The organism is Rhizobium sp. 10N427 (genome assembly GCF_056394605.1).
Genome location: NZ_JBFTID010000002.1, coordinates 414,239 through 425,664, shown reverse-complemented (window position 1 = coordinate 425,664; position 11,426 = coordinate 414,239). Strand labels below are relative to the sequence as shown.

Below are 11,426 nucleotides of genomic sequence, written 5' to 3'. Positions count from 1 at the left end.
TGGTGTCAAGACGCCGCCCGCTTGCGAAATATCGGGGATCAGAGAGAAGCCTTGATCTTCTCTGCGACTTCGGGGGAGACCCACTTGGTCCAGAGATCGCCGTTTTCCTTGAGGAAGTGCTTCGCACCGTCTTCACCGGTTGCCTGGTTGTCGCTCATCCAGGCGATCAGCTTGTTGACCGTGTCGTTGGTCCAGGCGCGCTTGTTCAGGTAGTCCATGGCAGGACCGGCGCGGTCGGCGAAGCTCTTGCTAACGAGGGTCTGAACGTCATCCGACGGCCAAGCGTTCGGCTTCGGATCGGCGCAGTCAGCGATCGAGGTGCAGCGCTTCCATTCGGCCGCGTCATAATCGACGCCGAAGCCGAGCTTCACCATCTCATACTTGCCGAGCAGCGAAGTCGGCGCCCAGTAATAGCCAACCCACGGCTGCTTGCCTTCATAGGCCTTGGCGATCGAGCCGTCGAGGCCGGCGGCCGAGCCGGTGTCGACGAGCGTGAAGTTTGCCTTGTCGCCGCCATTCGCCTTGAATAGCTGCGTGGTGACAACAGTCCCGCCCCAGCCCTGCGGGCCGTTGAAGACGGCGCCCTTGCTCTTGTCTTCAGGGGCCGGGAACAGTTCCGGATGCTTGAAGAGATCGGGAATGGTCTTGATATCAGGGTGCGCGTCGGCGACGTATTTCGGAATCCACCAGCCCTGGATGGCGCCGTCGGAAAGGATCTTGGCAGCGGCGACGACCTTGCCGCCTTCGAGGCCGCGCTTGACGAGTTCCGGCTGCAGGCTGACCCAGGCTTCCGGCGCGATATCGGGCTCGCCCTTTTCAGCCATCGAGGTCAGCGTCGGCACCGTGTCGCCGGTGACGATTTCGGCGGTGCAGCCGTAACCTGTTTCGAGAATGACCTTGTCGAGATTTGCAGCAACTTCGGCAGACTGCCAGTTCATGCTTGCGATCGTGACATTGCCGCATTCAGCAGCGGATGCTGCGCCGCCCATAGCCAACAGGCCGGCAGCAAGGACGGTAGAAGCCAAAAGTGCTTTCATTTTTTTGTTCCCTCTGGTCGCGGTGCAACGTGAACCCGGGCGCTGGCAGCACCGCGTCTGCCAGCAAGCACATTGAGCCTGCACAGGGCGTGCAAGCGCCATTCCGATTGCGTCAGAATATGGCGCAATGGCGCTTTCTTTCAACGATTGCTTAAATGCTTTGTCGCGATCGGGACAATCGTCCCGAATCCCCAAATCGGTAGTGCACTTTCGCCGCAGTTGACATCGGGTTCATAGAGGCAGAACAGGGGCTTATAAAATTCCTATCAATGGCCCGTGGGTTCCGCCGGCCGGAAGTTTCCAAATGGACACAGTTCACGCTCCCCGGGACAGCGTTCTCAAGCACCCCGGCTATCTCAATTTCGCCGCCTCGCGCGTCTTCTCGTCGCTTTCGTTCCAGTGTGCCGCAATCGCGATGGGCTGGATGATTTACGACAAGACGCATAGCGCCTTTGCGCTGGCGCTTGTCGGGCTTTGCCAGTTCCTGCCGATGGTGGTGCTGACCTTCGTCGTCGGCCATGTCGCAGACCGGTTCGACCGGCGGCGGATCGGGCTGATCTGCCAGCTGATCGAGGCGGTCACCGCCGCGGTGCTGGCGATCGCCACATGGCAGGACTGGCTGACGCCGGCGGGGATTCTCGTCGCGGTGACGATCATGGGCGCGACTGTCGCCTTCGAGCGGCCGACGATGGCGGCGCTGCTGCCGAATATCGTGCCATCCTCGATGCTGCAGCGGGCGGTCGCCACGTCGACTTCGATGATGCAGACGGCGCTGATCATCGGCCCGTCGCTCGGCGGTCTGCTCTATGGCGCGCATCCGGTGGCGCCGTTTGCCGTCTCGGCGGTGATGTTCACGGCCGCCAGCATCAACGTCATCTCGATCCGCATGAGCTGGACGCCATCGAAGCGCGAGCCGGTGACGCTGACCTCGGTGTTTGCCGGGGTGTCCTTCATCAAGAGCCGGCCGGTGATGCTGGGGACGATCTCGCTCGATCTGTTCGCGGTTCTGCTCGGCGGCGCCACGGCGCTGCTGCCGATGTTTGCCCGCGATATCCTGCATGCCGGTCCCTGGGGGCTTGGCCTCTTGCGTGCAGCACCTGCCATCGGCGCGCTTGCCATGTCGATCGTGCTGGCGCGGCGTCCGCTGAGCAGCAATGTCGGCAAGAAGATGTTCGCTGCCGTCGCCGTGTTCGGCTTGGCGACGATCGTGTTTGCCGTCTCGACCAATATCGCGCTGTCGGTGATGGCACTGCTGGTCGTCGGCGCGTCCGATACGGTCAGCGTCGTGGTGCGCAGTTCGCTGGTGCAGCTGCTGACGCCTGACGAGATGCGCGGCCGCGTCAACGCCGTCAACTCGCTGTTCATCGGCACCTCGAACCAGCTCGGCGAATTCGAATCCGGCATGCTGGCGGGCTTCATGGGACCGGTCGCCGCAGGGATCATCGGCGGCGTCGGCACGATCGTGGTCGTGCTGCTCTGGACGCGGCTCTTCCCTGACCTTGCCAAGGTGAAGACGCTGCAGGGATAGCCGGTCCGCGTTTTTCTTTTTCCGGTCTGTCGGTTTGACGGGGCGTCATTCGTCCTATGTCCATCGACAGACGAAAAGGAGGAAGAGACATGGCTTATGTGGATGGTTTCATCGTTCCCGTGCCGAAGGACAAGCTCGAGGCCTACAAGGAGTTCTCCGCCTATGCCGGAGCGATCTGGAAGGAATTCGGCGCCCTCGAATATGTCGAATGCGTCGGCGACGACGTACCCTATGGCGAGGTGACGTCTTTTCCGCGGGCGGTGCATCTCAAGGAAGACGAGATCGCCGTGTTTTCCTGGATCCTCTATCCGTCCCGCGAGGTGCGCGACGAGATCAACAAGAAGGTGATGGCCGATCCCCGGCTGGAAGGCGACAAGTGGCAGATGCCATTCGACGGCAAGCGGATGATCTATGGCGGTTTCAAGGAGCTGCTGCGCCTCTAGACGCCATTGACATCGGGCATGCGGAGCGACAGGTGACCCGGAGCTGATAACCGGAGCCTTTCGCATGCCAGTCACGTCGATCACCGTCGCAACCCGCGGCCAGGGCCTCTATGAATTTACCGGCGAGGCCGAGGCCTTCGTGCGGGCGCAGGATGCGGAAGAGGGGCTGCTGACCGTCTTCGTTCGGCACACGTCCTGCTCGCTGCTGATCCAGGAAAATGCCGATCCCGATGTGCGCACCGACCTGAAGGCCTTCTTCGCCCGCCTCGTGCCGCCGACATCCGATCCGTCGATGCGCTGGGTCGTTCACACGATGGAAGGGCCCGACGATATGCCCGCCCATATCAAGTCGGCACTGACGCAGGTGTCGATCGGCATCCCCGTGATCAATGGCCGGCTGGGGCTCGGGACATGGCAGGGGATCTATCTTTTCGAACACCGCGACCGGCCCCATCATCGCGAAATCCTGTTTCATTTCAGTGGCTGAACCGAAACTGAATGCGCAATTCGAACACCATTCAGAATTAGCTCTCTATTGTCGAATCATCCCCGCAAGGGAGCTTCGACCGCCACATGAAACGAGGAAAACCCCATGACCACCTTTATTGCCAAGGCTTCCTTTGCAGCATTGCTTGCCATCGCTTCTATTCCGTTCGGCACCACGGCGGCTTCCGCAGCCGGTGCTGACCGCGCCGCTGTCGTCGATGTGCAGTATCGTCCGCCGATGCGCGGTTGCTCGCCGATGGAAGCTGTGCGCAAGGCGCGCTGGAGCGGCCTGCGCGATGTGCGTATCACTGCCGTTACGCCGCGCCGCGTCGTCGTTACCGGCCGTGACCGCCGTGGCCTTGATAGAATGACCTTTGCGAACGTTCGCGGTTGCCCGCTGATCCGTCGCTAACAGTAGCAGGCGCCGGTCTCCCCGATGCGGCGCCACAGAACCGCCCTTTGCCAAAGTCTCCCCGGATCGCGGCAAGGGCGGTTTTTTATTGCCCAAAACGAAAAAAGCCTCGCACGAGCGAGGCTGAGTTCTAGGCCGCCTCGGGGAAAAGAAGAGGCGACGGGGAGTTATCTAGTACTCCGCGGTACGGTTGCAAAGGACACTTTTGTCTATTCCGGTACGCTTTTGCTTCATTGATTCTGATGCTGGTATCAAGAATGCTGATAGCCGCCGGAATTCAGGGCTTCACGCCCGGATGAACAGGGCTCCCACGAGCCCGAAGACTGCGATCGATTGCAGGATGAACATCGGCAGCTGGTCAGACATGGTTCCCTCCCGTGGGGCGATGCGGAGATGTTCTGATTGTCGGGAGACCCGGGCTCCGCTTCGGCCGGGTCTCCTTGGTGATTTTTAGCGGCAGTGCCTGATCGTCTTGGTGACGGTGCGCTCGCCGTCATCGCGGGTGATGCTCTTGGTCACGCAGCGATCGCGATCCCGCTCGCGGTAGGCGCCAATCGCGACACCGCGGTCGCTGATCCTGATATCCGGGCGGACTTCGCCGCGGTCTTCGGTATAGACGCGCTTCTTGACCACGACCGTCTCGGCCATGGCAGGAACGCTGAAACTCAATGCTGCCACTGCAGCCATCGTAGCACAAATCATCTTTCGCATTATCGAATACCTCCGTTTAGCGATGCAGAGGGAACGGCGGGTGCAGCCAGAGGTTCCGGCCGCATCTGCGCGGCACCGTCACCTTGCGGGACAGGCTGTTACGGAAATTTATGGTGGAGAGGACGAACAATTTCGGCCTTCGCGATGTGAAGGAGCTGCCCGAAGCGCTTGTCCGTTCCATGCCCTTGGTGATAGCGTCATATTTCTCTGAATATAACGCTTCGAGTTCACGATGCCGCCTCTGGCCCATTACAACCGACCGCAGAAGAGCTTCTCCAGCGAACTGACTCTCCTTTCGGGAGGCGATCGCTTGGTGGGTGTTTCCGTAAAGATGCAGAGGCGGAAGACCTGGGAGATTTCGCCAACCTTCCATTGCTCGATCATCGGCACATGCCTGACGGCCGGCGAATTGCGGCAGGTCATCGCCAAGCTCGGCGATATCGATGCGAAGACGGCGAGCGATCATGCGCTGCACAGCCGCGGCGTCCGCGCTGCCGGCCAGCGCGATCTGGCCGGCAAGCTTTTGAACAAGGCGCTCGACCGGCGCCATGAGGCTGTTCTGAAGCGCTTCGCGCGGCTCGGCACCGCAGCGGAGCTTCGCACGCTCTGGAATACCTGCATGGAGGAGGGAGAAATTTCCGGCGCCTATTGGGCGGTGATCAGCCATCCAGCTGCCGATCACGGCTTGCTGCAGGATGTCTTCGGCGAGGTGCATATGCTGTCGCATCTCGTTGGCAGTTCCAGCCGCCTGGATATCGCCCGGCTACGCGCGCTGCAGACCGAGCTTGCCCTGAAGGACGAGAAGATTGCCCGGCAGGAAGCGCAGCTACGCCGGTCTTCTGAGGAACGGAGTGCCTTGCAGCGCCGGGTCGACGCGCTTGAGGAGGTCGTGCTTCGCGCCAAGGCCGTGAATGTGGCGGCGGAGCATGGTGATGGTGTCAATGCCGCGCTGATCGAGAAGCTGCAGGCGGCGCGTGAGCGGGCCGAGGCATTGGAGCGGCGGCTTGACGAGAGCGAAGCGCAGGCACTGGCGGCCGGCAAACGCGCGGCGGCGCTGGCCCGGGAAAATCTGGCGCTGCTGCGTGAAAATGCCGGTCTTGAGCGAGCGCTGCTCGATGACGGGGATGCAGACGCGCCGTCTGCTGCTGCGCAATCCGGCATCACGCTTCTCTATGTCGGCGGGCGGCGGAACCTTTTCGAGCGGTTGCGGCTGCTTGCCGAGCAGGCGGGCATCGGGCTGCTGTTTCACGACGGCGGCGTCGAAGAAAGCACATCGCTGCTTCCCGGGCTGATCGCGCAGACGTCGGTGACGCTGTTTCCGGTCGATTGTGTCAGCCATAGCGCCGCCGGGATCGTCAAGCGGCACTGCCGGGACAGCGGCAAGCCGTTCATGCCGCTGCGCTCGGCCAGCCTTGCGAGCTTCATCGCCGCCCTCGGCGACCTTGCCGCAACCGGGCCGCAAAGCCGGAGAGTGCCGGCATGAGCAATCTCGGGCTCAGCCTGCCGCGAAGCATCTCGCTTCGCGAGCAGGTGACGGATGCGCTGCGCAACTCGATCCTTTTCGGCACGCTGAAGCCCGGTCAGAAACTGATCGAGCGGCAGATCTGCGAAGAGATGGGCATCAGCCGCACCGTGTTGCGCGAGGCGCTGCAGCATCTCGATGCCGAGGGGTTGCTGATCAATGCGCGGCGCGGGCGCTCGGTGATTGCGATCGAGATGCAGCAGGCGCGGGAAATAGAGGAAACCCGCGAGGCACTCGAACGGCTGATCGGCGAGGGCTTTACCCGCAATGCCACGAAGGCGCAGGTCCTCGAACTTCACGCCATTCTCGCCGCTCTGGAAGCTGCCGCGGACGAGCGCGATGCGCTGATGAAGGAGAGTGAGTTCTTTTCGCTGTTGGCGGCTGGATGCGGAAACAAGGTCGCAGCCGGCTTCTTCCGGCAGCTGAATGGACGCGTCATCATGCTGAGACGGCTTTCCAGCAAGACTGGCGGAAAGCGCGGCGAGCGGCTTGCCGAACTGCGGGCGATCACCGAGGCGATCGATGCCGGTGATGCAAGCCGGGCAGGGGCGCTCTGCGCTGCGCGTGCCGCAGGCGGACGCGAGCGGGCGGGGCGCGGCAGGCAGGGCATTGCTGCCGTCTCCTAGCGGTAAAGTGGAACCTTTTGCCGCAGCTCTCCGTTTAGCGCGTACAGGAGGACACCCATGACAAATGATTTCAACAGACCAAACCCTGATTTGCGTACCACGCCGCCCGTGGCCGATCGCCGTTCGCCCTGGACGATGTGGATCGGTATTGCGGCCGTCATTGTAATTATTGCATTGGCCGCATCCTACTGGCCGCGTTCCGGCCCGGCTCCGGCAACGGCGCCTGCAGGCGAAACCAGCACCACGACGACACCGGCGGCTCCTGCTGCTCCGGCCACTCCGCCGGCAGCAACGAGCGAACCGGCTGCTCCGGCAACGCCACCGGCCGCTGCTCCGGCTCCTGCCGCACCAGCGCCAGCAACTCCGGCACCCGCAGCACCGGCTCCGGCCGCACCTTCGGCGCAGTAAATATCAGCGAATAGTCAAAGGCCCGGCCTCAGCGCCGGGCTTTTCTTTGCGCGCTCTTCAGGTGCCTGCCAGCCGCTGGCGCCAGAAAGGCAGGATATGGTCCGCTGTGAGTGCCGCCATCGGAAGGTCTCCCGGGTTGTGCGGATCGATCCAACGGATCTCTTCGATCTCGGCGCGTGGCGCGATCGGCCCGGCAGGCCTGGCCAGCAGGAAGAGATCGGCGATAACGCGGTGATCCGGTTCGTTCGCCGCAAGCGCTTCGAACGTGCCGAGCGGTTCAAGTCGGTCTTCATGCGTTTGCAGGCCGATCTCTTCATCAAGCTCACGCACCAGCGCGGAAATCGCAGTTTCCCCGCCATCGATCTTGCCGCCCGGCTGCATGAAAGCCGCGCTGCCCCGTTTGCGCACCAGCAGCACGTCGCCATTCTCGCCGGCAATCAGCGCCGCTGCGATCCGTATCACCTTCACGACTACCTTCCCCTCCATGATGCCACGAGCGATCCACTGGCTATCCGCACGGCTTTTGACATGAATGGTGCGGGCCGTCTAAGGTCTCGCCAAATCAGGGAGGACATCGGATGAAAATCAGCGCGCGCAACCGTCTGAAGGGCAAGGTTGTCGAAGTCACCAAGGGCGCGACGACGGCGCATGTCCGTATCGATATCGGCAATGGTGCCATCGTCACCGCGTCGATCACCAACGAGGCCGTCGATGAGCTCGGGTTGAAACCCGGCGCCGAGGCGTATGCCGTGGTCAAGGCTTCGGACGTCATGGTCGCCGTCGACTGACATTCGTCCGGTCACGCCTTCTGGCAGTGGGTTGCGGTGCCGGTATCGCCGGTCTCGTAGTCGCCCTTCTGCGGAGGGGCGATCGGCTTGAACAGCGTCCGGTCGGGCTTGAGGTCGAGCAGCGGCGTGCCGTCGAGGCAATCCATGCCGCGCACGAAGAGCATGCCGTCTTCGACCCGCTCCAGCTTGACGATCGAGGTGCCGATCGGATTGGGGCGGACGGGGGAGCGCAGTGAAAACGTGCCGTGGACCTTGCCGTTGCTGGCCGGGCTCTGCAGCACCAGATCCCGGCGTGAGCGGTCGAGCCAGTACAGGATCTCAAGCCGCTCGAAGGCATCGACACCCTTCAGCGCAGCAATCCACGGCTCGAAAATCTCGATGCGGCAGAGCGGTCCGTCGTGCCTGCCCTGGCGCGGCGTTTCCATGCGCGAGGTCCAGGGCGTGTGGACGCGGCCGATGAAGACCAGCCCGGCATCGCTTGCCTCCGGCGGTTCGATCGCCACCTCGTTTTCCCGTAATTCGTTTTCGCGGACCATGGTTCTTCCTTTCTAGGCGGGAAATTGATCGAGGCGCGGAGCGCAGATGCGGGCGCTGCCGTCGAGGGCGCCGACGACGACGTCGATATTGTAGAGCTCTTTCAGCGTCTCGGGCGTCAGCACGTCAGCCGGTGTTCCGAGTGCCGTCAGCGAACCGCCGTTCAAAAGCGCGACGCGATCGGCGGTGAGGAAGGCGTGATCCGGATTGTGGGTCGACAGGACGATCGAAAGGTTCTGGCGAGCAAGCCGGCGGATATGGGCGAGAAGGCGCATCTGGTTGCCGTAGTCCAGGCTGGCGGAGGGCTCGTCCATGATCAGGATCTGCGGCTGTTGCGCCAGGGCGCGGGCGATCAGCACCAGCTGCCGCTCGCCGCCGCTGATTTCTGTATAGGGCTTGGTAGCAAGCGGCGCCATGCCGACGCTCTCCAGCGCATCCTGGGCGATGACGCGATCCTGCCGCGAAGGCATGGCGAAGGGAGCGATGCGGGCGGCACGGCCCATCAGCACGACATCCCGCACAGTAAAGGGAAAGAGCGCGGCATGGGCTTGCGGCACATAAGCGATGCGGGCAGCGCGTTCCCGTCGCGGCCAGCCCGAGAGCGGGCGGCCATCCAGCAGGATTTCGCCCGCCTTGACCGGGAGCAATCCAAGCATGGTCTTGAAGAGCGTTGTCTTTCCGGCGCCGTTCGAGCCGAGCAGGGCGAGCACCTCGCCCGATCTCAGCGCGAGGTCGATGTTGCTGCCGATCACCCTGTTGCAGTAGCCGAAGGTCAGCGATTTCAGCTCGAAACTCATTGCCAGCCCCGCTTTCCCGATGTCAGCAGCCAGAGGAAGAAGGGGGCGCCGACCACGGCCGTCAGGATGCCGAGCGGCACCTCGATGGTGGCGATGCTGCGGGCCAGCATGTCAACGATCAGCAGATAGGCGGCGCCGAGGATCATCGATGCGGGGAGGAGCCTGCGGAAGTCGGGCCCGGCAAGCATGCGGGCGATATGCGGGATGATGAGGCCGATCCAGCCGACGATACCGGTGACCGAGACGGTCGCCGCAGTGATCAGCGTGGCGCCGCAGACCAGCGCCAGCCGGGTTTTCTTGGTATCGATGCCGAGCGTCTGCGCTTCCTCGTCTCCGAGCGTCATGACGTTCATCCGCCAGCGCAGGAGGATGAGTGGGACGAGGCCGATCAGTACAGCAGGCAGGATGGAGAGCACGTCGAAGCGGGTGACGGCGGTCATGCTGCCGAGCAGCCAATAGGTGATGGCGGGGAGCTGGTCATAGGGATCGGCGAGGATCTTGATCAGCGAGATGCCGGCACCCACCAGCGCCTGGATGGCGATGCCTGCCAGAACCAGCGTCAGCGTTGGATCGCGCTGGCGCACGGCAGCGCCGACCGCATAGACCGCGGCGACGGCGAGCAGGCCGCCCGCAAAGGCGAGCGCCTGGATGGCGAGCACCGGCAGCGACAGAAAGATGCCGAGCACCGCGCCAAGACTGGCGCCGACGGAGACACCCAAAATATCGGGTGAGACAAGCGGATTGCGGAAGATGCCCTGATAGGTGGCGCCAGCCCCAGCAAGGGCTGCGCCGATGACGATTGCGGCCGCAACGCGGGGCAGGCGGACGTTCCAGAGGACGGTTGCAAGCAGGGGATCACCGGCCTTTCCACCGGCCAACTCCGTAAACGCCTCGATCAGCGGCCGTGGCCCGCCGCCATATTTGCCGGTCATCATCGACAGCAAGGCGAGCAGCAGCAGACCGGCAAGTCCGGGCCAGAGCCATCGATTGCCGGGTGGCGCGGCTCCCTCGCTCTGATCCCGCGCGGCCATCATTGCGGCGAAACGCCGGAGCCCTTCAGCAGCGTTGCGAGCTGATCCTCGGTCAGGTCGACCTGATAGAAGAGCTTGAAGAAATCACGGACCTCGGCTTTGAGATCGCCGGTGAAGACTGTCAGGTAGAAGAGGCGCTCCAGCCAGGCGATGCCGATCAGCCGGTTGATGCCCGGCGGGGAATCGAACCAGCCGAAGGGCAGGCTGGGCGTGACGAAGACGCGGCCGTTCTTGACGGCATCGAGGCCGGCCCAGAGCGGATCGGTCTTGACGCTGGCCGCGAATTTTCCGGAGGCGGCGAGCATGGTGTCCGGCTTCCAGGAGAGGATCTGTTCGAGCGAAACCTGCGTCAGTCCGCCCTTGCCGGCAGCCGCCGCGACATTGGCCGCGCCGGCGGCTTCGAGAATCTCCAGATTGATCGAGCCCGCCAGGCCGGTTTCCAGACCTTCGGGGCCACGGCCGTAATAGACGCGCGGCCGGTCGCTCTGTGGAATGGCGGCCAGCCTGGCGTTCAGCCCGCCGATTGCCGTCGATGCGTAGTTGGCAAGCTTGGCGGCGCGTTCGGTGACGCCGAGGATCTCGCCGGTCTGGCGCAGCGTTTCGGCGCTTCGGGCAAAACTGCCATCGACGAGCACATAGGGGATGCCGGTCTGGGCCTGCACCTTGTCGGCGAGCGACGCATAGGTCGGATTGACGGTGCCGACATCGATGATGATATCGGGCTTGGCGGCGAGCACCGCTTCCATATTGGCGGTTCCGCCCTTACCGGTCAGCTGACCGAAAACGGGCAGATCGCGGACCGATGGCAGCAGGAAGGCCTTTTCGGCATCACCCGGCTGGCGCACCCAGCCCGTCAGCTTATCCGGCGCCAGGACGTAAATCAGAACCGATGCCGGAGGGCCAGCGGCCAGCGCGCGGCTCACCTTGTCCGGGATCTCGACCTTGCGGCCCGCCGCATCGGTGATGACGCGGGCGTCGGCGCCTGCGGCGAGAAGACTGAAGGCAGCGACGAGAAGGGCGGTAAAAAGCTTCATGGGAAGAGCTGGCTCGTTGGATCGGAGCCGCACTATGGCATAGCGTTATATCTGTTGGAATATCTCCGC

At 63.3% G+C, this 11,426-nt stretch carries 15 protein-coding genes; 8 read left to right on the top strand and 7 right to left on the bottom strand.

Translation table 11 applies throughout. The features are described from left to right. Nucleotides 1-38: 38 nt before the first annotated feature. Nucleotides 39-1,037, bottom strand: coding sequence for an ABC transporter substrate-binding protein (locus AC1DIJ_RS06560; RefSeq protein WP_112386903.1), 999 nt, complete (start codon nucleotides 1,035-1,037; stop codon nucleotides 39-41). Between the two features lie 304 nt (nucleotides 1,038-1,341). On the opposite strand from AC1DIJ_RS06560, the gene AC1DIJ_RS06555 reads away from it, so the two are divergent. The 4 genes from AC1DIJ_RS06555 (at nucleotide 1,342) to AC1DIJ_RS06540 (ending at nucleotide 3,906) form a co-directional block, all read left to right on the top strand. Further along, entirely contained in the window at nucleotides 1,342-2,565 is a 1,224-nt protein-coding gene (locus tag AC1DIJ_RS06555) for an MFS transporter (RefSeq protein ID WP_112386904.1), read from the top strand. A gap of 89 nt (nucleotides 2,566-2,654) precedes the next feature. Beyond that, nucleotides 2,655-3,008 carry a DUF1428 domain-containing protein gene (locus AC1DIJ_RS06550; protein ID WP_112386905.1) on the top strand — a complete coding sequence of 118 codons (354 nt, stop codon included), beginning with the start codon at nucleotides 2,655-2,657 and terminating at the stop codon, nucleotides 3,006-3,008. Nucleotides 3,009-3,072: 64 nt separating this feature from the next. Next, complete coding sequence (locus AC1DIJ_RS06545; RefSeq protein ID WP_112386906.1) at nucleotides 3,073-3,495, top strand: secondary thiamine-phosphate synthase enzyme YjbQ; 423 nt, start codon at nucleotides 3,073-3,075, stop codon at nucleotides 3,493-3,495. 105 nt (nucleotides 3,496-3,600) lie between these two features. Then, on the top strand, nucleotides 3,601-3,906 hold the full coding sequence (locus AC1DIJ_RS06540; RefSeq protein WP_112386907.1) for a hypothetical protein: 306 nt from the start codon (nucleotides 3,601-3,603) through the stop codon (nucleotides 3,904-3,906). Nucleotides 3,907-4,356: 450 nt separating this feature from the next. Here the strand turns inward: AC1DIJ_RS06540 and AC1DIJ_RS06535 are convergent, their stop codons facing one another. Continuing rightward, entirely contained in the window at nucleotides 4,357-4,617 is a 261-nt protein-coding gene (locus AC1DIJ_RS06535; protein ID WP_112386909.1) for a hypothetical protein, read from the bottom strand. A 313-nt stretch (nucleotides 4,618-4,930) separates the two neighbouring features. Between AC1DIJ_RS06535 and AC1DIJ_RS06530 the strand changes: the two genes are divergently transcribed. From AC1DIJ_RS06530 to AC1DIJ_RS06520, 3 genes are read left to right on the top strand one after another with little or no spacing between them, the layout of a single operon-like run. Continuing rightward, nucleotides 4,931-6,100 carry a DUF2325 domain-containing protein gene (locus AC1DIJ_RS06530; protein ID WP_162705947.1) on the top strand — a complete coding sequence of 390 codons (1,170 nt, stop codon included), beginning with the start codon at nucleotides 4,931-4,933 and terminating at the stop codon, nucleotides 6,098-6,100. After that, nucleotides 6,097-6,765, top strand: a complete 669-nt coding sequence (locus tag AC1DIJ_RS06525; RefSeq protein ID WP_112386911.1) for a GntR family transcriptional regulator — start codon at nucleotides 6,097-6,099, stop codon at nucleotides 6,763-6,765. The genes AC1DIJ_RS06530 and AC1DIJ_RS06525 overlap by 4 nt, the downstream gene beginning before the upstream one ends. 57 nt (nucleotides 6,766-6,822) lie before the next feature. Then, the gene (locus AC1DIJ_RS06520; RefSeq protein ID WP_112386912.1) at nucleotides 6,823-7,173 is read left to right on the top strand and encodes a hypothetical protein; all 351 of its coding nucleotides are present in this window, start codon (nucleotides 6,823-6,825) and stop codon (nucleotides 7,171-7,173) included. 57 nt (nucleotides 7,174-7,230) lie between these two features. Here AC1DIJ_RS06520 and AC1DIJ_RS06515 read toward each other — a convergent pair whose 3' ends face one another. Beyond that, nucleotides 7,231-7,641 (bottom strand): NUDIX hydrolase, encoded by a 411-nt coding sequence (locus AC1DIJ_RS06515; protein WP_477831352.1) that lies wholly within the window; start codon nucleotides 7,639-7,641, stop codon nucleotides 7,231-7,233. A 110-nt stretch (nucleotides 7,642-7,751) separates the two neighbouring features. Here AC1DIJ_RS06515 and AC1DIJ_RS06510 point away from each other — a divergent pair, with 110 nt between their 5' ends. After that, nucleotides 7,752-7,961, top strand: a complete 210-nt coding sequence (locus AC1DIJ_RS06510) for a TOBE domain-containing protein (RefSeq protein WP_112386914.1) — start codon at nucleotides 7,752-7,754, stop codon at nucleotides 7,959-7,961. Nucleotides 7,962-7,972: 11 nt separating this feature from the next. On the opposite strand, the gene tsaA is transcribed toward AC1DIJ_RS06510, so the two are convergent. The 4 genes from tsaA to AC1DIJ_RS06490 are packed head-to-tail and all read right to left on the bottom strand — an operon-like array spanning nucleotide 7,973 to nucleotide 11,357. Then, nucleotides 7,973-8,497, bottom strand: coding sequence for a tRNA (N6-threonylcarbamoyladenosine(37)-N6)-methyltransferase TrmO (gene tsaA / locus AC1DIJ_RS06505; RefSeq protein WP_112386915.1), 525 nt, complete (start codon nucleotides 8,495-8,497; stop codon nucleotides 7,973-7,975). A 12-nt stretch (nucleotides 8,498-8,509) separates the two neighbouring features. Beyond that, nucleotides 8,510-9,292 (bottom strand): ABC transporter ATP-binding protein, encoded by a 783-nt coding sequence (locus tag AC1DIJ_RS06500; RefSeq protein WP_112386916.1) that lies wholly within the window; start codon nucleotides 9,290-9,292, stop codon nucleotides 8,510-8,512. Continuing rightward, nucleotides 9,289-10,326, bottom strand: a complete 1,038-nt coding sequence (locus tag AC1DIJ_RS06495) for a FecCD family ABC transporter permease (protein ID WP_477831351.1) — start codon at nucleotides 10,324-10,326, stop codon at nucleotides 9,289-9,291. Before AC1DIJ_RS06495 ends, AC1DIJ_RS06500 begins: the two co-directional genes overlap by 4 nt. Continuing rightward, entirely contained in the window at nucleotides 10,323-11,357 is a 1,035-nt protein-coding gene (locus tag AC1DIJ_RS06490; RefSeq protein WP_112386917.1) for an iron ABC transporter substrate-binding protein, read from the bottom strand. Before AC1DIJ_RS06490 ends, AC1DIJ_RS06495 begins: the two co-directional genes overlap by 4 nt. Nucleotides 11,358-11,426: the final 69 nt, after the last annotated feature.

Coding starts and splice junctions, on each gene's coding strand:
- AC1DIJ_RS06560 (WP_112386903.1), bottom strand. CDS start 1,037: ATGAAAGCACTTTTGGCTTCTACCGTCCTTGCTGCCGGCCTGTTGGCT.
- AC1DIJ_RS06555 (WP_112386904.1), top strand. CDS start 1,342: ATGGACACAGTTCACGCTCCCCGGGACAGCGTTCTCAAGCACCCCGGC.
- AC1DIJ_RS06550 (WP_112386905.1), top strand. CDS start 2,655: ATGGCTTATGTGGATGGTTTCATCGTTCCCGTGCCGAAGGACAAGCTC.
- AC1DIJ_RS06545 (WP_112386906.1), top strand. CDS start 3,073: ATGCCAGTCACGTCGATCACCGTCGCAACCCGCGGCCAGGGCCTCTAT.
- AC1DIJ_RS06540 (WP_112386907.1), top strand. CDS start 3,601: ATGACCACCTTTATTGCCAAGGCTTCCTTTGCAGCATTGCTTGCCATC.
- AC1DIJ_RS06535 (WP_112386909.1), bottom strand. CDS start 4,617: ATGCGAAAGATGATTTGTGCTACGATGGCTGCAGTGGCAGCATTGAGT.
- AC1DIJ_RS06525 (WP_112386911.1), top strand. CDS start 6,097: ATGAGCAATCTCGGGCTCAGCCTGCCGCGAAGCATCTCGCTTCGCGAG.
- AC1DIJ_RS06520 (WP_112386912.1), top strand. CDS start 6,823: ATGACAAATGATTTCAACAGACCAAACCCTGATTTGCGTACCACGCCG.
- AC1DIJ_RS06510 (WP_112386914.1), top strand. CDS start 7,752: ATGAAAATCAGCGCGCGCAACCGTCTGAAGGGCAAGGTTGTCGAAGTC.
- tsaA (WP_112386915.1), bottom strand. CDS start 8,497: ATGGTCCGCGAAAACGAATTACGGGAAAACGAGGTGGCGATCGAACCG.
- AC1DIJ_RS06500 (WP_112386916.1), bottom strand. CDS start 9,292: ATGAGTTTCGAGCTGAAATCGCTGACCTTCGGCTACTGCAACAGGGTG.
- AC1DIJ_RS06495 (WP_477831351.1), bottom strand. CDS start 10,326: ATGATGGCCGCGCGGGATCAGAGCGAGGGAGCCGCGCCACCCGGCAAT.
- AC1DIJ_RS06490 (WP_112386917.1), bottom strand. CDS start 11,357: ATGAAGCTTTTTACCGCCCTTCTCGTCGCTGCCTTCAGTCTTCTCGCC.